Origin of the sequence: Exiguobacterium sp. s48, assembly GCF_018617395.1 — a bacterium.
Lineage (GTDB): Bacteria > Bacillota > Bacilli > Exiguobacteriales > Exiguobacteriaceae > Exiguobacterium.
On the sequence record NZ_JACSKC010000005.1, the window covers coordinates 29,784 to 48,663 of the forward strand.

Sequence of the window (18,880 nt, forward strand, 5' to 3'; positions counted from 1 at the left end):
CATTTTCACCAAACAAGCACTCATTTTTCATTAATCCAAACATCGCAAATACACATTCATGAAAAAACAGAGCACCGGGATTTCTTTATGCCTTTGACTTCTCACAAAAATCATTTGTTCTCGTCACGCGAAAACATTCCTTCTCCCGGATCCGAATTCTGGATCCATGCGAGAGCAAAGCGAGTAGCCAATCTTGTAAAAGAAAAACGTATGTTTTTCCTCCTTGCCCTTACCGGAAGGATTAGGACCGGTCCCCCGGCCCCGCCCCTTTCCATTCAACCCATATAACCTCGCTGTTTCATGCTGACATATGACTCGTCCGCACCGAGGATGAGATGGTCGAGCACCGGGATGCCGATGAGGTCGCCCGCCTCATGTAAGCGCTCTGAGACGAGTATGTCCTCTCGGCTCGGGCTCGGGTCCCCGCTCGGGTGTTGGTGACAGGCGATGATACAAGAGGCATTGTTCAAGATGGCGCATTTGAAGATTTCCCGCGGATGGACGACGCTCGAGTTGACGCTCCCGACGTGCGCCCGATGAACACCGATGACCCGATTCTTCGTGTTGAGCATGATGACGAGGAACACTTCACGGTCATCATCCCCGATGAAAGATGCCCCGATTTGTCGGGCGTTGTCGGGTGATTGGATGATGGCGTGCTCGAGCGCGACCATTTCCTCTCGAACCTCTTGCTTGATACGGATGACCTCGATGATTGACGAAAGTTCCATGTTGGTTTGTCCCCTTTCGGATAAGCTGTCCTCAGAACGAACACCGTTGTGCGTCCTGTTGACGGGAACGAAGCGAGCGTCGGGAGACGGTGCAAGGGCGACCGCAGGGAGAGCCTCAAAAAAATGCGTAGAGCAAACGTAGGACCAGGCTTCCGTAGCCAACGAGCGAAAAGCCTTGCTTTGAGCCAAAAGCGAAGGAAGACAGACCGAAGGGCGCGTCATTTTTTTTGACGTCCCTTGCACCGACGACCAGCGAGCTAGAGTACGGAAACAGGACGCACGGATCACCGATAAAGAAAAAGGCTGTTCAAACGAGATAAAACGGGTATAAAATAAGAACAAATGTTCGTTTATATGAAAGGAGAATTTTGATGACGATGTATCGCGACCGGGGCGAATTGAAATGGGTCCCATTTCTCATGCCCGAACACAGAGCCCTGCTGACGAAATACTATAAAGAAATTCAAAAAATTGAGATGCCTAACGTCGACGAACAGGTCCTATCGGTTTATGAGAACGTGTTAAACGATGCGATTTTCAGTGGGGACATAGTTGAGGTGAAGTATGTGGAGAAGCGGGAGATAAACCGATTCAGAGGGTTCGTGCATCGAACTGACTACATGGAGCGGACCGTCGAGCTGGCTAATCAGCGTGACGGAGTCATCCATGTTCCATTCGAGGCAATCATTCACGTGGAACAATCGATGGACTAACGCCCTGGCGGTTGTTCGAAGTCTGCGTTACGAAACGAAGTGTCGCTCCTCGACTTTCCAAAAATAGAAGGGAAGAACACAATTGTTCTTCCCTTCGCGGCACGATTCACTTATATAACTGGATTTGTATTTTGATTTATACGAATTGCTTTAAATCATTGAATCCTTTGTTTTTAGCATTCTCAATAAATAAACGGACCCGTTCTTCTCGAGGGATTTGATTCTCCAAACAATAATCTAGAAAACCAATCAACACCTCACGCGTGATCATTAATCCTTCGATCGTTTCACCTGTTAATTTTTCCGCAAGAGACGTGATTGACTTTAATTTTTTGTCACCCGTGAAGCCTCCAGAGGTGACATATCCATAAAACTCAAGCTTACTCTCGTCATATGTCATATAGTTTTGAATGTACTCTGATGCCATGTAATTCGCGAGCTGTTGCGTTAAGCCAAATCCATTCGGGTAATGTTTGGTGTCGATGATGCCATGAATGGAACCTGAACGAATTAGAATTTCGATTTCTGTTTGCTTACCCTGAATTTTAGGCTGATAGATTGTCTCGAAACCGATCGCCTTCAAGATGTCAGTGGTCGTTCGTTCAAATTCATTGTGCGTCATGTCCCCTAGATATCTCTCTACAAAATCTTCAGAAAGGTGGTTCATCGTTCCTTGTCCGGCTCGAACCGCACTCACAGCTTTCAGTGCATCGCGTTTCCCGAAGATAGGTTCGAGATAAGATAGAAGCTCTTCATCTGTCCATTCTGTGGGAGTAGGGATTTTACTTAAAGCGGCTTCAATTTTTTTGGCCATTTTAGCCGAGTTATTGGCAGGTTTGATGTCACCAAACTCATTTGATTTGTAGCTGTCAATGTCTAGACCGCTGTTCTGGGCCATCCGTTCCACTGATATGAGGTAACGAGTGTTAAACGGGTAACGCGTATCATAGTAAGCGATACTCTTCATCGCTGCCTCGACCAAAGACAGATCTGTTTTCAGAATCGACGTTCCTCTCTCATATTCAACTAGTCCTGTATACTCACATAGCAACATGAATGTGTGTGCAACGTCTGAATGAGCCTGATAGTAATCGCGAGCGGCCTTATCATTCCGGGCACGATGATCGTAGTGAACCGCCACCTCTTGCTTCATTGCTTCTTTTTGTTTTGGAGACGCACTTCGGAACGATAGGATTTTTGAGACAACCTCTTGTTCCTGTGAATCTTTTTGTGCAGTTAATACAAAATACGTGATTTCTTCTTTAGATAGACGATACTCAAGATCTGCTCGCTGTACGAGTTTGATTAGAAAGCGCGCCGGGCGAATACGGAATCCCTCTTCGAATTTCGGGCGGAAACCTTTTTCCATGAAATAGGCATTCGGGATTTGAAGCGTAAGGATTTGTTTCTTAACATTTTCATACGGTTGGACTCCATCCACTAAAGCTTTCCCTACCTTAGTCGGTTTTACGAATCCTTCTTTGTCGATGTAACAGTACGAGAACGTCTTTAACATCGCGCACCACGTACGTCCACCTGACCCGTCGTTGCTCACGTTGTTACGCTTTAATCCATGTGCAGCGAGGACCGATTCATAGTGCTTGTGCAGTTCTCGGTTCCCTTCCCATTTCTTCGTAAAATTGTCTGTCGCCTCTTTCAATGCAGTGACAGCCTCCGAGTGGAATTGAGGATCCCTCTCCGGTCGTGTGATAAACCATACTTTACGTTCAGCCATATCGTTTCATCCTTTCGGTTCTCATTTTATTTTTACGTTCTCGTATGTCTGGTCGTTCATTCAATTCAATCAATAGTTGTTTTTTGACCATTCGGTTTCCTGGCAATGGATTTTTGTCATAATATTCGACGACTCGATAGATGACATCAAAATGATTTTTGACTGCCTCATCAAACTCAATTTCACCATCGAGTTCAGATACCGATTCGATAGTCTCTGCATATTTTCTAATGATTTCCTCGATGTCGAGAATCGAGATATTTGATGGATCACTGTTTTTTGTAAAAGAAGACATGGTTCCATTGATCAACTCTTTTTTCATTTCTAGCGCCGCCTTCCAGTATCGAATCAACGTGATCGCATTGAAGACGTTCCCGGCACGTTCGTCTCGATAAATCGAATTGAGTTCTCGCCCTGTCTTCTCCGATAAGATCCTTCTGATATCTTTTTGTGCCAAATGTTCTTTGAACGCACTTATGATTTCTTCTGTGATGAAACTCGAACAGAGGTACATTTCACATAACTCTCTTAAGTTTCTAAGGCGCTTATCTTTCAATTGTTCCTCCCCCTCTTAGGTATCCGTTGCTAAATCCAGATTACAATAAGCCATCAAAGTAAAATCATTCGACATTGAATGTTTTTACTTTGATAACCTTCTGTATTTTATAGTTTTTGTAATTTGAGCTTTAGGGCTGCTATTTGTTAAAAAGAGATGTAGAATAGGCTTATGAGTAAGCAAGAACATACTTTCGTTTTTATTAGCATTAATAGTGAGGAGTTTTATTATGATATTTAAAAAAGGTGAACTTTTTAACGGTCCAGGTGGCCTTTCTCTTGGTGCGAAAAATGCACACGTGATTCATCCAGAGACAAACGAGGAGTATCGGATTGTACATGAATGGTCAAACGACTACGATGAGCAAGCTTGTAAAACATTCCGTTTCAACATCTGTGATGATATTGATGATAATTCCGTCCATCATGGGCCCGTCGAACAACTTCCAATCGGAGACAAGTCTGTCCTGGGTGACATCGATTGCTTCGCATTCGGATTCCCATGTAATGACTACAGCCAAGTAGGTGAAAAGCATGGATTGAACGGTACATTCGGCCCTCTCTATTCTTATGGAGTTAAAGTACTGAACGAGTATCAACCAAAATTTTTCGTCGCAGAGAACGTCGGTGGTCTTCAAAGTGCCAACGAAGGTAAAGCGTTCATTCAGATTTTGACTGAGCTTGAAGAGTGCGGCTATGTATTGACGCCTCACCTCTATAAATTTGAACTTTATGGCGTCCCTCAGGCTCGTCACCGGATCATCATCGTTGGGATTCGCAAAGATTTGGCAGAGCAAGGAATCGAATTTAAAGTTCCGGCGCCACTTAACACACTCGACAATGTCAAAACAGCAAGTGAAGCAATCTTGAACCCTCCGATTCCAGAAGATGCGATGAATAACGAACTGACCAAACATTCTAGTAAAGTGGTGGAGATGCTTGGACATATTCCACCTGGCGAAAATGCTTGGTACTTAGGGATTCCAGAACATTTGCGATTAAACGTCAAAGGTGCACGTCTGAGCTCGATTTATAAACGATTAGACCCGAACCGTCCAGCGTATACGGTGACTGGTAGCGGTGGTGGCGGTACGCATATGTATCATTGGGAAGAAGAACGTGCTTTGACAAACCGTGAGCGGGCCCGCCTCCAAACATTCCCGGATGATTTCGTATTTATTGGGAGCAAAGAACAGGTACGCAAACAAATCGGCATGGCCGTTCCCCCTGCAGGAGCTCAAATTGTTTTCGAGGCGATTTTGAAGACCTTTGCTGGTATAGAATATGAATCAGTTGAACCTACTCCTAAACTTCAACTCAACAATTTAAAAGGGAAAAAAGCTGTCGCTATTAAAGATGCTTTACTAACAAAGTAAGAGCGGGTAAGTTTTATTAAATTGTTTATAGTAATTCTTATTAAATGTAGCATCGTTTTTAAAATTCAGTTCTTCAACAAAGTGCGAAAAAGGAGCCCTCTTATTAAATAAGACGGCTCCTTTTTCGTAAATTTTAAAATCATGATTAAAAGTTTTCAACATTGAATAGGACGTGAGATTCCCCCACAGGAAAACGGAACCAAGGAATCCAAAATGGTGTGTCATCCCACTCTGATTTCACCCCAGGGTTCCTAGTTAAGATGACCAATGGAATTGACGGATCAGATGAAGTAGCTAAATCTTGGGTAGCTGGACTTAGTATTGACCCCAAAGCTTGGCTTCCCCTACTAGAAGCCAATCCGACATTCGCTTCAGTAATAATCAAATTAACTTTTTCATTCGAATATTTTTGAATGTAATACGTATTTAAATACGAACAAATGACTTTTTCGTTCCAACTTCCTGTAGAAATTAATGGTATTCTCGATAAAATATCAGATACTAAGGATATATCTATTGATATTACTTGTTTATGAGGAAATCCGTGTAACTTAGTGTCAATATAATTTGTAATAAGCTCTATCTTACTTTTATTAAACTCTGGAATTCTAGGGAAAGTTGATTTTCCTGGTTTATAGATCCCAACAGTGGTAGGAATGACGTTTGGTCTAGTTGGTTTCACTACGTCGTGTTCTAAATATAATATGCTTTTAAACTCACCTGATTCAATAAGCTCTCGTTGTCTACTATCATGGTCACTAATTGTTGCAAAAATAGAAGCCAACTCTTGAGGAATAAAGATTCGGGTAACATTTAAGTCTTTAGATCTATATCCGCACATACGAGCATGTTGAAATAAAGTATCGACTTGTGGTCGACTAGAAGATCTTCCATAGTAAGTTACTAATAATCGAGGTAATGTAATACCTCGGTTCAAGCGATTTCCTCCAATAACAAAATTAAACTTTTTATTAAAATTTAATTCACGAACACCGTTCGGGCTTGAATTTACAACTAAAACATCATGTGAAGCAATATTTTGGTCTATAGCTTCTAATATTTTTGAAAAAACAGGAACACTAGAACATGTTCCTACTACGTCTTCATATGCACTATTTAAACCACTTAGTATATCAGTTCTAGTTTTATGCTCCGTTGGTATTTTCAAAGCATGAGTTAAATCCCTTATATAAGCTTTTATCATTACTCGAAGTGTTTCATGCACTTGTTGAGAATGGCTTATGTGACTTAAATAAGTGAATTGATTATTTTGAGAATCTGGTTCTTCAAGGATTTTAATAGCCCCAGCTACAATAAAAGTATTTAGTGAAGATAGTAGTCCATCAGGCAAAATCGAAACATCTTCATCAAATATTTCTTTCAATTCTTGAACTTCTTCTAGATTCACGTTTCGAATATAGTTCAATGAATTGATTTCGGAAAAGAACTCATCAATACCAACATATCCCTCTCCTGCTTTAGACAAAACTACAAATTCAGGATGAAAACCACCATCAACGTCATTTTGAAGAACAATAGCTTGAGGTGTAGCCGTTACTTGTAACATAAGATGACTTGAAAAAACTTCTCGTAAATTTACTAATGCAGCATTAATAGTACTCACTTTATGTTCTGAATCTTCATTTCGTTGTTTTGTATTCAATCCAATTGCATCTGCTTCATCATCAATAATCAATGTTGGAACATTTGCAATATCACTAAGTTTCGATAAAACTAGATTTAATTGTTCCAAGTCCCTCGGATCTTTTTTAGATATTATGACTAGTCCATCAGTCTTCACATATATATCTAGTAAACCCATGTCGTCTTTTTCTAATTCTGAAATTTTCTTTATATAAGGTGTGGATAAAGCATCTTCCGATCTTCCGACAGTTTGGGTTTGTAGCGTATTGTTTCTATCAGTTAAAATGATGGACAATTTAAATGACTTATCGATTGCTATAGCTGTTGTCATATTTATTATATTTGTTTTTCCGCTTTGTACTAATCCATATAATAATCCTAAAACTCTCTCAGGCTGATCTTCTTTAGGCGCGTAGTCAAAAATTTCTGAAGCCGTCTTTAACACTTGATTACTTGCTACTTCTCCTATTTCCTCAGTTAACCTTTTTTTAAAATATTCTACATTCGCTCCCAAGGGAACCACTCCTCACCTTTTTATATTCAAATTATAACCAATTAAATAGTAGAATGAGGCTATGATCTAAAAATAATTTTAAAATATTGGTCAATTCGAAAGTTATCTAGTTTTGTCTTTTAAACGAACGTTTAAAAGACATATTTGTGAATGAATCACCCGATTCACGAAGGGTGGGGTGACGCCCATTTATTTTTCGGGAGCATGTCCATAAACCCATCTTTTAATCAATGCCTCTTTTTTAGTATGATTGACGGGAAACAGACAAACCCAAGGGATGGGATCATGTGATGACGAGAATCGAATATGTCCGCAGGTCAACTATCGAGCAGAACCTGAAGTTGCAGCTCGACGAACTGAATGAGCGGGAGTCACCTCCATATCCTCACCTTGGGAGTCGACACCTCAACGCCCGCGGACAAGCTCTTTTTCACGCTGATGGCCGGACTGACCGAGATGGAACGCGAACTGATCCGAGAACGAACGCCGGACTGAGCGCAGCGAGGGTGATAGGACGGATTGGGGACAGGAAGCCGATTGATTCGGAGGTCATGACTCGAACTATGTTGATTTACGAGGCAGAGATGGCCGTCTTCGATATCTCGAAAACGCTTGGTATCTCGCAATCCACCTCCTACAAGTACATGAGACAGTGAGACAGAAAGAAAGGACGTCATGAGCTTCCCCGTCACCGGGTTGAACCTGCCTGACTGGTTGCGACTGTGTTCGCAGGAAGAATGGGGTCTGGTAGAGCTATTGCCGGCATCCGTCGATATGAGCTCCGGGACGACCATCTTCCTCCTCCGACTTGGGCTCGTTCATCTCGCCTACAGCTCCAAGGAGAAGCGAGACGGGATTGAAGTACGGGTACTGCTCAGTGACGGGCGCATCCACGAATGAATGGCGTGCATCGAGGCGATCCGTTTTGAGGACCTATGTACGACTCCGTACGTCGGAACCGTTTACAACAAGTTAGGATGGATGGGTGCGATATCTGCTACTCTCCGATGTCTAAGACCTCCGATTCCGCCACGGACATGTCGGAATCTTGAACTTCAAACCGGAGGCGAAGTTCGGATGAACGCAGATACGAAATATACTCTCCCCTCTTCATGTCTTGGAGTATTATCCTTCCATTTACCTCAAAGGAAAGGAACAGTAGTGACCTTCGTTGAGAAGCACAGAGCGAAAGAACAGGTGAGGGTTATTTCTGTGCTTCATTGTAGATTTGAATCAAGAGAGTGATGTTAGCACCTGCGAGGTTGAGGGCATATTGGGTCAAATAGTCCGGCGTATTAATAACGTTCGCCCCTTGCCCATGTCCCGTGTTATTATTTCGGACGGTCGGAAGACCCTCCAATGTTGTTCTTAGCGAGTTAAGCTGGGTCTGGTAATAGTTCGGTAGGAACTGGTTGTCGAAAAGCGTTTTTATGAGTGCGACGGCCGTCCCTTTACCTGTCGACCACCCTTTTGCTTGGCAAATGGTTTTCATCGTGCTCTCGAACGCCTTGGCGGCAGAAGTGATGGCGGCCTTGTTGTCTCCGTTCCGATACTGCTCATGTGCCTCCAGATACTCATCAAGGGGACCTGAGAATCCTGTACTGTGCATGAGGATCAGCGCGGGCTTGACAGCCTCGATGTGGAGGATGGTGGAGTTAATTTTGACGAAGCGATCTTCTACAAACTCTAAACCCACTCCATTTTCTCGAAATCTATGATTTAGTTTTTCAATATCTTGTTGATTAGATAAACCTAATATGAGAGAGGACCTTACTAACAATTCGAGTATGTCAACCACCCAATCCCCCACTTCACACATTCGAATAAAGTCTTGTGAAGCATTTATAGGGTTATAGTGGTGACGGATGAGACCCGGAGCCTGTGAAAAATTAAATAACCCATGTTCAGCACAAATATGAGTATTAATTTCTTTGAACACTTTTTCAACTTCAGGAGAAGTGTGCGCTTTAGAGAAAAGATCACTCCCATTTGAATACACTTTATATACAGAATTCAAAAAGTGATGAATTTGTATTCTGAGGCGTTCCGATAAGTAACCGTCATATGGGAGTAATTCGATATCTTTTGGGTTGTTTCGCTGTGAAAAGAGCATATGTATCGCCTCCACAATTTTTTTAACCTCTAATGACATTCCATATGGTTCGCATCGAATCTAGGCCGCGATGAAACCTCTCTAAAGAATTATCCAATCACTGCGAGAACTCCTGCTTCAGAGGGGTAATAAGTGATTTATGGCTAGTTTGACTTGTTGAATTAAACTCCGGAGAATGCCCCAAGCGTGAGGAGCTTTTCAAAATCTGCGTCTCTCTAGTGAAATGACGACAAGGCAGGGAGGCGGCTCCCTATCTTCTTCTAGTAATTGGAATCTCATATACCGGTCTCGGAAACGATTGAGATCGGACGCCCCACCAAAAGAGAAGGTTGTCTTTTGGTGCGCCTTTGGTATTATATTAGATTCTCCGCATCGTTTTGAACTTGTAGCAGACTTATATATGTAAAATAACGGTATATGAGGTATGTCGAATGCCAAAGGGGCAAAGAGAAAAAAGTTTGTTAAACCGTGGGTTCGTGTACTCGCAATAGGGTTGTGGATGTTGTCAGGCATTATAGTGATTGATATTTTCCTTAGTGACGATGAACTAACCAATGAGAAAATGGAATAAGAAGTAACTCAGCAATGTTATGATGACGCAGGAATTTTGTAAAGCTGGTGTTTAAGACGATAAACAGAGTGCTGAATAACGCGATTTTCAGTGGGGACATAATGGAGATGAAATATGAAACAATCGTGATCCGTTCTTTTTATAATTCAACTTAATCATTTTATATGTAGCCTTCAGATTAACTATAAGTATAATTTTACCTTTTTTACTAGGTAAACCCTTTTCTCACCTTTGGTTCATAGCATTTCGAGTTTATAATGGGATACATGCGGTATGGTATACTAAAAAAAATGACCTGGAGTGAATAGGATATGACCTCAAACGAAACAAAAGTAAAATCATTTCGTGTCTCTGAAGAAGTGACAGAACATATTCAACGTTTAATGCAAGAACGACAACTAACGACGAATCAATTGTTCGAAGAATTTATTCAATTGGCTGATAAACAATCACCAGACCCATTAATCGATGAAGAAAATGGTGTACTTGAAACTACACTTAATCAGATTACTTCACTCTTTCAAGAACGAGCGCTTCGCTTAGAGAAGCAACAAAAAGAAACTCAACGTATGACAATTCAATATACCGAAACGATACGAGAACTCGAAGACAGTGTTGTGAAGGAAAGTGAAGACCTTCATCGAGAATATGAAGAAAAAGTCATGCAACATCAGGAAGAGCTAGAACAACTTCAACAGCAATTGGACCAAATACATACAGATAAACAAAACTTACTAAACACACTGGAGTTGGAGAAACAATCAGCGAAAGAAGAGTTGAAGGTTCATAAAAAGACGATTTTTGATTTGGAAGGGACTATTCGAAAGTTAGAAGAGAGTCAAAAACAATTAAATCGCCAAAACCAAAATTTAATGGATGCGGTGGATGAATTAAAAAGCAAATCACGTCGAAGTGATCAACTCGAAGAGGAGAATCAAAAACTTCACTTAGAAGTGCAACTTCTTCGACGCGAGAAAGAAACGTTTGAACATCGACTACAAGAACAGGTGGAGCTTGCTGTTCTTCGGGAACGAAACCATAATTCTTAAATCAACACAAAAAGTACCTGCTTCATTACGACACGAATGAAGCAGGTACTTTTTCTTTGTACATTTAAAAAGGAAGAAATGAAAGTATACTAGTTTCTTTAAAAATAAAGAATATTATAATTGTTGAAACAGTTAAAATTATTCGTCGATCTGTTATTTTAAAAAATATTGAATATAGAACAACCGCAGCTACAAAACTAAATCCACTGTGGATATCAATTCCAAAGTAATTAATACGTATTTGAGTTGCTTCAGGATTAAATAAAAGATCCGGCAAGAAATAGTAACCTTTTTTTAATAAATATGCCGTTGGTATTGAAGCCAAAACGGCACCCGCTACCCCTCTTTGGCCAGCACCCCAAATAATAAAGCCATAAATGAATGAAAAAAGACCGATGATCAACCAGAGCCAAAAAAATTGATAAGGAAAAAATCCTAAATTCAAATAATACATCAAATAGTATGCTAATACCGAGGATACAAGTAAAGTTACTGTATACATCGAAGCTTTTCTACGTGAAGTACTAAAAATTGCAATTAATGTTACAAGGAAAAGCCAAAACTCAAGTGTAGTATCAAAGCTAATCCATGAAGAACCACTTGCATATTGATCTAACCATCCTAGAAAAGCTCCCATTAACCCAAAAATAATAAAATATTTATATTTTTTAGAAAAAATTGTTACATTATTTTCATTTTTTGATATAGAGCTATTCATATGTCTTTGATTCATCCTTTCGTATTTTATTTAGTAAGTCGCAGTAATAGAAGATATTGATACATAGTTTCGACACTTAAAATATTATAATCACCTTTCAATAAGACTATATTCTCAATTTCCTGCATCTCATAAAAGGAATTTATTTCTTCTTCTCTAATTTTTTCTCCATTTCGATTTTTTAACATTTGGTACATAAAAAATTCTTCACACGTCATATTTTCTTGATGATTTTCTATGCCTGTCTGTAATCTGTTCCACAACTTTCTATGATGAATTTTGTCTTGGTTAAAAATATAATCTAAATCTATTCCTGCCATAATAGAGCGATAATCGTTGTTTTGAAAGGCTTGGTTAATCTCTTTTTTTAAACGGCTTTGTTGATGAGATGTCAAACGATAGCCTTGTAAATATGCTGCTTGAAATAAATAATAGTTTTCAGTGATATTATTTTCACCAGATACTTTCTTCAATATATTTCTAGATTTTATACCTGGCATTTCAATATTTTGTTCAACTGCTAATAGCGTTTGATAAAAAATCTCCACCTGGGACTCAGGTAAATTAGTGTTTTTTAAATGCTCTGTTAAGAGTGGTGTAAGTGAGCTGATATTTTTGGCTCTTAAGTGTGTCATTATTATTTCCCATTGAAACATTTCAATTAAGTTGTTTTCTTCGAAGACTACTAAGGGATAAAGTGACGTAGCATTTTTTTGAGTTGAATAAAGATATTGTAAATATGATTTTCTTGTTTTTACTTCGAGTTGATCACCAGATAACTCAACTAACTTTAGGTTGTAATACATAACACGTAAATCAAATGTATAATCAATTTTCTGAGCATTTATTTTTTTTATAATCGAATCTGGATTAAACTGCTTATGTAGAATAACGCTCAATGAAAATGCATAATAAAGTGTTTCTGAATCAGTAATATTTCCGATGTCAATATTATCTATTATTTCATATCCGATATCACGAATATTTTTATGATTCGTATGCAGTGGAGCATTCATATTTACTAAATCAAAATACCATTTTAAATAGTAAAGCAAAGTTTCTGAATCACTTTCATTCAAAATAAAATCTCCTATAATTTTGGTCGCTTCTGCACTAACAGCATCATTAGTACTTATAGAACCATAATATATCAAGTAAGGATTTGCTTCAGTCAAACAATTTTTACATGTAAATTGTTGTTGCAAATCATTATTTATCATTTGATGAATATCATTAATAGAATTGCTTTTATATTCTTTTATTATGTCTAAATAAATATAGTTTGAAGGATCTTCTTTCACTTTATTTAAAGTTTGTTTAATAAAATTATTGGTTATTTCTTCATTTACAGGAGAATCTAATAACTCTAAAATCTTTATATAATAATATGTTTGATCGATACTTTCATTGAACGTATCAATACGTGTAGAAACAAATCCTGCAGAAGATACCATCTTATTGAGAAAAGAGTATATTTTTTTTTCTTTAGAAGAACTTTCGTTTGGTGATTTTTTGTCATAATCAATAAGTTCTAATTCAAGTGGCATAACCATATTAGATCTATACGATGTATTAAAATAATTCAAGGTACAAAAACTTAGAACTATTAGTATAAAAATTATAAAATAAACTCGTTTTTTAGTGTTCATTTTTTCCTCATATCAATCAATTAAAAATTGTTCTCAGCATTTATAAAGTGATGCCATAAGTTTTAAGCCTATGGCATCACATAAATTTTTAATTACTTATTATTTAGAAACAGAAACTTGACTATTGATTGCAGCTTTCTTTACAACTTTATTTCCCCAAACAGAGGCTTCATTTGTCAAAGTTACTTTTTTCCATTTTCCTTGGACAGCTAAATTAGATCTATACGATGCGTCTTTTTGTGATTTTGTATTTTGGTAATACTTTGATGACGTACTCTTAATAGTATCTGTAGATGTGGTAGAAGCTTCAACCGATCCGCCAGTAGTAGAAAGTGTAACTTTAGCCGTACTACTTGTACTTATTGCTTCGATAGTTGCATGCCATTTAGTTTGAATATATTGATGATCTGTCTTTGTATAGTTTGCAGATACTTGATAATCAATTAGTCCCCCTGAGTGAAGGCTACTTAACCAAGTATTACTTTTTAATGTCCCACCTGTGTAAGATGTAGTAGAGCGCGAATTGTTCGCCATAGGTTCAAAACCACTGGCCGCTCCTTCTACTCCATGTTTAGGGAGTAAACTTGGTTGAGAATTTTCTTCTGCTGCGGCAGTAGCATCTTCTATGTAACTGTTCTGTTCCGCAAATGCTGTTACACTACTTAAAGTTGTAACTCCAAGAGCAAGGGCAGACATTGTTAAAAATTTTTTTTTCGTTTTCTTCATTTTTACCATCTCCTTATTATTTTCCTTACAACATAAATTTAGCATAATAAACCATTATTTTTAATTATTTTTTTGCTTTTTACCTTTTTTAGTATTTTATACCCTTTATTCTTTTTTTCTTTCAGGCTAAAATCCTCTTACTTTCTAACTAGTCCTATTAGCTTTAAAAACTTGATTATTTATTTAAATCAATATAAAATCCAATTTTCCCTAGTCATAAGGAGGAATTTTAAATTACCAATCATTAAAAAAGGTATCTCATTTCGAAATAAATGAGATACCTTTTCTTTACCTATAGGGTTATTTAGATTAGGAATTCAATTGAACTCTTAAAGCGTTAGGATTTAGCTCTTATTCCACGAGACTTAAATCTTTTACGCTTTTCTTCCAACCTTACTTTCATATCGATAGAGAACGCACTTTCAGGATTGGTATAGGCTCGGCGTGCAGCCATGCTGAGCATTTTAGCCACATCCTCTACCCGGTCCTCTGATAACTCTTTAGCCAAAGAGCCGACAAAGTTGCGTGCCTCCACTCGATTACAAAGCGATTCGGGGACCTTAACATCATGACTCAGAACAAGCGCCAGTTGAGCTGTCTCTTGACGATAACTTGTCCCACCAAATTGCATACGATCTTGTTCACGCAATAGTTCTTGATAAAGTCGCTCATGTTTCCTCTTTGTCATCGGTCACCCTCCTCTTCGTTTATTTTCTTTATTATATACCCTTTTCCTGAAAAATTCGACTTAAGTCATGTACATTACAAAACGGGTCGTTCCAGGTCATGTTTGACTTGTACTCCTCTACAAGCTCGAGGAGTTTGTTTTTATCGCAGAGCTTCAACAAATTGGTGTTCTCGAGATCTTCCAGGTCCTTCTGACGAGAAGAAAAGATTTTCGTACACGCCAACAGTTCAATGTCTGGGATATACACATCAATTGCTTCAAATAACCCTTCGATCTTATGTCGAAATTCTTCTTCCTGAAAATCTTCACGTGGAGGGAATTGAATCACACCCTCGACAATTTCAATTTCATATTCTTGAAGTGCATCTTTCAATTCTGTTGTCACGACACCCTCTGTTACTCGAATATCTATATCTCGAGTTGGTCGATACTCCATTTCCTTACTCATCATTTCAATGAAGAGAAGGATACCTGAAGCACCTACTACAACAAATTCGACGCTAATTTTTTTCGCGGCACAAAACGTATCAAGGACGAGCAGGGTGTCGATGATATCCTCAACATCTTTGTACTGATTGGAATAAGACATGATTGCCCCCCGATTCACAAAACCTTACGTAAGCCCCGTCAACATATCGGGTCTACGTCTTGCTTATTTTGTATTCAAATAGGCATTGAGAGCCCGACGAATAATTTCATCTTCAGACACATGCTCTTTTTTAGCAGCTTGTGTTAATCCGACATACAGTGGGTCCATTAAATCTGAAAATCGAATATGGACTTTCATAGGTTTCACAGTGGGAGAATCAGCTTCAATGACGCGCTGCTCTTGACGCTCGATCAACATACGCTTCACTTCACGTAATTCTTCACGTGTCATTTCATAAACTGTTTTGTCCCCATTTGCTGTGTAATATTTCTTACTCTCAAGTAATGCGAGCTTTGGGTCTTCCGGCCATGATAAGAGTTCCGCTAACTTGGTCGCACTGAAATCTTGTTCAATCGTTTTTTCTAAAATATTCGGACCAAACGTATTCCAAAAAGAAACAAAGCGATTCACTTGGGAATGAGACATCCCAATCTTCGCTAAGAAGTCTTTCCAATTTCCCTCTTCTTGTTTAAATTCCTTTTTTGTTTCCGGATCACGGAACAGGCTATTTGCATGCGCAAGAATACGACACTTTTCGACAAAACTTGTCGCCTGAATCGCATCAATATGATTATAGTATTGAACAATGCCCTCCATGTCTTCGGGCAATTTTTTTGTAATAATACGAGAAAGCCCGGTTGCTGGTAAGGATTGATACGGATTCGTGATGGTCGTTGTTGCAGAAAATTCTTTGACCGCTTCCACTTGATCGGTACGATCTTCACTAGATTGTGTTCCTTGTTTCACCGGTAAATTAGCACTGAATGTCGAAATTTTAGGCGTATGTTTTTTACGAGGGCGACTCATAAAGAAAGTACCTCCTGGGCAAGTTGTAAATAAGCATCCGTTGCGGGACTTTTATGATCGATCACAGGTCTAGATTCACGTTGTAGAGTTTGCACCTTAACAGCATACGGGATTGTTGTAAGGACAGGAATCCCGACCTCTTTCCCGAGTTCCTCAAGTTCCTCTACCGTCGTCGTATCCCCTTTAGAGCGTGCGCTGACCATTGTCGGGATAAAGGCTGCGATATGAATATCTTCTCGGAATCGCTTCATCTCCTCTAACTCTTCAGGAGCCGAGTATACCGCATCCATCGAAAACTTTTGCATTTGTACAGGCATGATAATTCGATCTTGTGCGACAAGAGCGCAGCGCGCATAAGGATTCAACGCTGACGTCGAACCAGGACAATCAATTAAACAAATATCAAATAGTTCATCTAGTTTGGCCAACTCTTCACTGAGTCGATACTCATAACCAATTTGACTCGTTAAATCACTCGGTGAAGCAGACCGTCTTGTCGGAACTAAGTAAATCGTTCCAGTCTCATATTCACAAGTGACGATGACTTGTTCAATCGGTGTATAAAATGGATCGTTGTCTTCGAGTAGACAATCCAATAGCACTTTTCCTTCGTAGTCGTTCGTCAGACCTAATCCATTCGTTGAAGACGCCTGATCATCGGCATCAATCACGAGTACACGTAAGCCATCCCGTGCGTAGGCATGAGCTAAATTGATGGTCGTCGTTGATTTTCCAACTCCACCTTTACGATTGTACAATGCGATTTTCTTCATGACTGTTCTCCTTGTTCATCTGTGGCTTCAATTATATTGTCTGATACAGTTCGTTCAATCATTTCAGCTAGTAACTCACTGACACTACGATTATGTGCATGGGCATACTGTTGAAATTGTTCCGAAAGATCACTTGGAATACGCGCGGACAAGATCGAAGATGACTTTTTCTCTTGCTGAAAAGGTTTCACTTTAAGGGGTGTATTGGTGTTCCCTTTTCGAAGATCACGGATCTGTTTGACCGTGAGTTCTTTGACCGGTCTTCTTTCACCATTAATATATAGGCCTTGCTCGACGACCTCATCGACATTATCGAGATACATCAGTTCAAAAATTTTGGATGCTGGTAGACTTGTTAGCGATGACTCGAGTGGATGCAGCGTCTCATAGGCTTTTATATATCGTGAGGCAAGTGAAGCGGACATGGAGACCGCTTCTAAAAACGTCCCCCACTCTTTTTTATCATGCATCTCAGAACGGGCGATCACTAGACGTTTGCCAATCTCAAATACGGAAATGGTTTGTACTTTGGCGAGTTCATTGATTTCGTGAACGAGGTCTTCAACTTCCTTTGAAATTGGCAGCTTTTGAACCAGTGAACTGATATTCGTTAAACCGCTCTGATAAGGGTGTTGCTCACTCGGTTTGATTTTATGAATGTTACGATTTCTGGCCTTCATACAGAATCACCTTTGGCTGTTCGGATCATGTGTGCCAACTCTCGAAACGGTTCAGATAACTGTTTTGATTCTCTGGAGCGGTATTGAATGACACTTTTTCCGCTATCCGCTGCTTTTTCAATAAATGTCGATCGTTTGATGACAGGTAAAATAGTCAATGATTCAGTCAACGCAATTTGTTCCATTGCTTCGAAGTATTCTTTATCGGCTTTTAACGTATGGTCCATCGCCACAGGCAAGACCCCTGCAATCTCTAAATTAGGATTATAGAACTTTTTCACCTTTTGAACGGTTCGAATGGTACTTCCTAGCTGATCAAAGACAAGCTTTTTCGGCATAAATGGAATAATGGTCGTATTGGCAGTCGACAAGACAACTTTTGAGAGTTCGTTGATCGAAGGAACTGAATCTAAGATGACCCAATCAAATTCATCTTCGAGCGGTGCAATCATATCTTTTAATAGGAAGAGCTTATCTTGCTCAGAAAGTAGATTGATCAACCTTGCATTTCGTTCATTTGAAGGAAGAAGACTGACATGATACGTTTCGTCATCAAACAAAATATCTTTAATATCTAAATTTCGTGTATGTACATCAAACATGGTCATGTATTTGATCGTATCGGATTCTTTTAACATTAGTTTGCTAAGAGAACCCTGAGGATCTAAATCAATGAGAAGAACACGTTCCCCTAACTCTCCTAATGCATAGGCCATGTTCAAGGAACAGGTAGTTTTACCAGATCCACCTTTCGAAATGTAAAACGTTAATATATTCATGTCCTCTCCCCTTTCTAGTTCTTATAATGCCACACTCTATTTTATGGAACAACTAAAAATAATGAACAACTGACATATTCAAATAAATAATTTGTATACAAATTAAAAATAGTTTGTATACGTGTTTTATACTCTTAAATTTATCATCTGATTTGTATACATTTCGACGTCGAAATGTATACTTTCGACTCTCACCTCAAGAGTGTTTTACTATTTGAAATAGAAAAAGACTACAACCTTGGGTTATAGTCTTCGAATTTGAAATTAGTGAATGAATAATACATAGCAACTTGAGCTAAGCCCTCATAAGGATATGTGGATACTAGAAGAACACACAATTTCTGGCCATACATAATTAAAGTTAAAAACACCGAACATGGAAACATGGATAGATAAGATGAATCAAATAA

19 protein-coding genes are annotated in these 18,880 nt (G+C 39.1%); 5 read left to right on the plus strand and 14 right to left on the minus strand.

Going from position 1 to position 18,880, the window contains the following annotated elements; all coding sequences use genetic code 11:
* Positions 1-275: 275 nt before the first annotated feature.
* On the minus strand, positions 276-731 hold the full coding sequence (locus tag KNO66_RS13930; RefSeq protein WP_159563828.1) for a JAB domain-containing protein: 456 nt from the start codon (positions 729-731) through the stop codon (positions 276-278).
* A gap of 371 nt (positions 732-1,102) precedes the next feature.
* Here KNO66_RS13930 and KNO66_RS13935 point away from each other — a divergent pair, with 371 nt between their 5' ends.
* Positions 1,103-1,444: a YolD-like family protein gene (locus KNO66_RS13935; RefSeq protein WP_251128162.1), complete on the plus strand. Its 342-nt coding sequence runs from the start codon at positions 1,103-1,105 to the stop codon at positions 1,442-1,444.
* Between the two features lie 136 nt (positions 1,445-1,580).
* Here the strand turns inward: KNO66_RS13935 and KNO66_RS13940 are convergent, their stop codons facing one another.
* Both KNO66_RS13940 and KNO66_RS13945 read right to left on the minus strand, forming a co-directional pair.
* Positions 1,581-3,179, minus strand: a complete 1,599-nt coding sequence (locus tag KNO66_RS13940; protein WP_214743040.1) for an AlwI family type II restriction endonuclease — start codon at positions 3,177-3,179, stop codon at positions 1,581-1,583.
* Positions 3,172-3,735 carry a hypothetical protein gene (locus KNO66_RS13945; protein WP_214743041.1) on the minus strand — a complete coding sequence of 188 codons (564 nt, stop codon included), beginning with the start codon at positions 3,733-3,735 and terminating at the stop codon, positions 3,172-3,174. The genes KNO66_RS13940 and KNO66_RS13945 overlap by 8 nt, the downstream gene beginning before the upstream one ends.
* 229 nt (positions 3,736-3,964) lie before the next feature.
* Between KNO66_RS13945 and KNO66_RS13950 the strand changes: the two genes are divergently transcribed.
* Entirely contained in the window at positions 3,965-5,110 is a 1,146-nt protein-coding gene (locus KNO66_RS13950; protein ID WP_214743042.1) for a DNA cytosine methyltransferase, read from the plus strand.
* A gap of 145 nt (positions 5,111-5,255) precedes the next feature.
* Here KNO66_RS13950 and KNO66_RS13955 read toward each other — a convergent pair whose 3' ends face one another.
* Positions 5,256-7,268 carry a Z1 domain-containing protein gene (locus tag KNO66_RS13955; RefSeq protein ID WP_214743043.1) on the minus strand — a complete coding sequence of 671 codons (2,013 nt, stop codon included), beginning with the start codon at positions 7,266-7,268 and terminating at the stop codon, positions 5,256-5,258.
* Positions 7,269-7,628: 360 nt separating this feature from the next.
* Between KNO66_RS13955 and KNO66_RS15020 the strand changes: the two genes are divergently transcribed.
* Both KNO66_RS15020 and KNO66_RS14965 read left to right on the plus strand, forming a co-directional pair.
* The gene (locus KNO66_RS15020; protein WP_353048575.1) at positions 7,629-7,763 is read left to right on the plus strand and encodes a recombinase family protein; all 135 of its coding nucleotides are present in this window, start codon (positions 7,629-7,631) and stop codon (positions 7,761-7,763) included.
* Between the two features lie 279 nt (positions 7,764-8,042).
* Positions 8,043-8,168 carry a hypothetical protein gene (locus KNO66_RS14965; protein WP_285800764.1) on the plus strand — a complete coding sequence of 42 codons (126 nt, stop codon included), beginning with the start codon at positions 8,043-8,045 and terminating at the stop codon, positions 8,166-8,168.
* Positions 8,169-8,472: 304 nt separating this feature from the next.
* Here KNO66_RS14965 and KNO66_RS13965 read toward each other — a convergent pair whose 3' ends face one another.
* Positions 8,473-9,420, minus strand: a complete 948-nt coding sequence (locus tag KNO66_RS13965) for an STM4504/CBY_0614 family protein (protein WP_214743045.1) — start codon at positions 9,418-9,420, stop codon at positions 8,473-8,475.
* 843 nt (positions 9,421-10,263) lie between these two features.
* On the opposite strand from KNO66_RS13965, the gene KNO66_RS13970 reads away from it, so the two are divergent.
* A complete protein-coding gene (locus KNO66_RS13970; protein WP_214743046.1) occupies positions 10,264-11,001 on the plus strand; it encodes a hypothetical protein in 738 nt (245 codons plus the stop codon).
* A 64-nt stretch (positions 11,002-11,065) separates the two neighbouring features.
* On the opposite strand, the gene KNO66_RS13975 is transcribed toward KNO66_RS13970, so the two are convergent.
* The 9 genes from KNO66_RS13975 to KNO66_RS14015 all read right to left on the minus strand — a co-directional run bounded on the left by KNO66_RS13975 (position 11,066) and on the right by KNO66_RS14015 (position 18,470).
* Entirely contained in the window at positions 11,066-11,719 is a 654-nt protein-coding gene (locus KNO66_RS13975; RefSeq protein WP_214743047.1) for a hypothetical protein, read from the minus strand.
* Between the two features lie 26 nt (positions 11,720-11,745).
* The gene (locus KNO66_RS13980; RefSeq protein WP_214743048.1) at positions 11,746-13,266 is read right to left on the minus strand and encodes a hypothetical protein; all 1,521 of its coding nucleotides are present in this window, start codon (positions 13,264-13,266) and stop codon (positions 11,746-11,748) included.
* A 201-nt stretch (positions 13,267-13,467) separates the two neighbouring features.
* Positions 13,468-14,094, minus strand: a complete 627-nt coding sequence (locus KNO66_RS13985; protein WP_214743049.1) for a hypothetical protein — start codon at positions 14,092-14,094, stop codon at positions 13,468-13,470.
* A 337-nt stretch (positions 14,095-14,431) separates the two neighbouring features.
* A complete protein-coding gene (locus KNO66_RS13990; protein WP_214743050.1) occupies positions 14,432-14,782 on the minus strand; it encodes a hypothetical protein in 351 nt (116 codons plus the stop codon).
* A 31-nt stretch (positions 14,783-14,813) separates the two neighbouring features.
* Positions 14,814-15,371 (minus strand): DUF6036 family nucleotidyltransferase, encoded by a 558-nt coding sequence (locus tag KNO66_RS13995; RefSeq protein WP_214743051.1) that lies wholly within the window; start codon positions 15,369-15,371, stop codon positions 14,814-14,816.
* A 63-nt stretch (positions 15,372-15,434) separates the two neighbouring features.
* Complete coding sequence (locus KNO66_RS14000; protein WP_214743052.1) at positions 15,435-16,238, minus strand: hypothetical protein; 804 nt, start codon at positions 16,236-16,238, stop codon at positions 15,435-15,437.
* A complete protein-coding gene (locus KNO66_RS14005) occupies positions 16,235-17,011 on the minus strand; it encodes a ParA family protein (protein ID WP_214691631.1) in 777 nt (258 codons plus the stop codon). Before KNO66_RS14005 ends, KNO66_RS14000 begins: the two co-directional genes overlap by 4 nt.
* The gene (locus tag KNO66_RS14010; protein ID WP_214743053.1) at positions 17,008-17,691 is read right to left on the minus strand and encodes a DUF3102 domain-containing protein; all 684 of its coding nucleotides are present in this window, start codon (positions 17,689-17,691) and stop codon (positions 17,008-17,010) included. The genes KNO66_RS14005 and KNO66_RS14010 overlap by 4 nt, the downstream gene beginning before the upstream one ends.
* Entirely contained in the window at positions 17,688-18,470 is a 783-nt protein-coding gene (locus KNO66_RS14015) for a ParA family protein (protein WP_214743054.1), read from the minus strand. The genes KNO66_RS14010 and KNO66_RS14015 overlap by 4 nt, the downstream gene beginning before the upstream one ends.
* Positions 18,471-18,880 lie beyond the last annotated feature (410 nt).

Bases quoted from the DNA above. Each gene is read 5' to 3' on its own strand.
- KNO66_RS13930 (WP_159563828.1), bottom strand. From the start codon at position 731: ATGGAACTTTCGTCAATCATCGAGGTCATCCGTATCAAGCAAGAGGTT.
- KNO66_RS13935 (WP_251128162.1), top strand. From the start codon at position 1,103: ATGACGATGTATCGCGACCGGGGCGAATTGAAATGGGTCCCATTTCTC.
- KNO66_RS13940 (WP_214743040.1), bottom strand. From the start codon at position 3,179: ATGGCTGAACGTAAAGTATGGTTTATCACACGACCGGAGAGGGATCCT.
- KNO66_RS13950 (WP_214743042.1), top strand. From the start codon at position 3,965: ATGATATTTAAAAAAGGTGAACTTTTTAACGGTCCAGGTGGCCTTTCT.
- KNO66_RS15020 (WP_353048575.1), top strand. From the start codon at position 7,629: ATGAGCGGGAGTCACCTCCATATCCTCACCTTGGGAGTCGACACCTCA.
- KNO66_RS14965 (WP_285800764.1), top strand. From the start codon at position 8,043: ATGAGCTCCGGGACGACCATCTTCCTCCTCCGACTTGGGCTCGTTCAT.
- KNO66_RS13965 (WP_214743045.1), bottom strand. From the start codon at position 9,420: ATGTCATTAGAGGTTAAAAAAATTGTGGAGGCGATACATATGCTCTTT.
- KNO66_RS13970 (WP_214743046.1), top strand. From the start codon at position 10,264: ATGACCTCAAACGAAACAAAAGTAAAATCATTTCGTGTCTCTGAAGAA.
- KNO66_RS13975 (WP_214743047.1), bottom strand. From the start codon at position 11,719: ATGAATAGCTCTATATCAAAAAATGAAAATAATGTAACAATTTTTTCT.
- KNO66_RS13980 (WP_214743048.1), bottom strand. From the start codon at position 13,266: ATGCCACTTGAATTAGAACTTATTGATTATGACAAAAAATCACCAAAC.
- KNO66_RS13985 (WP_214743049.1), bottom strand. From the start codon at position 14,094: ATGAAGAAAACGAAAAAAAAATTTTTAACAATGTCTGCCCTTGCTCTT.
- KNO66_RS13990 (WP_214743050.1), bottom strand. From the start codon at position 14,782: ATGACAAAGAGGAAACATGAGCGACTTTATCAAGAACTATTGCGTGAA.
- KNO66_RS13995 (WP_214743051.1), bottom strand. From the start codon at position 15,371: ATGTCTTATTCCAATCAGTACAAAGATGTTGAGGATATCATCGACACC.
- KNO66_RS14000 (WP_214743052.1), bottom strand. From the start codon at position 16,238: ATGAGTCGCCCTCGTAAAAAACATACGCCTAAAATTTCGACATTCAGT.
- KNO66_RS14005 (WP_214691631.1), bottom strand. From the start codon at position 17,011: ATGAAGAAAATCGCATTGTACAATCGTAAAGGTGGAGTTGGAAAATCA.
- KNO66_RS14010 (WP_214743053.1), bottom strand. From the start codon at position 17,691: ATGAAGGCCAGAAATCGTAACATTCATAAAATCAAACCGAGTGAGCAA.
- KNO66_RS14015 (WP_214743054.1), bottom strand. From the start codon at position 18,470: ATGAATATATTAACGTTTTACATTTCGAAAGGTGGATCTGGTAAAACT.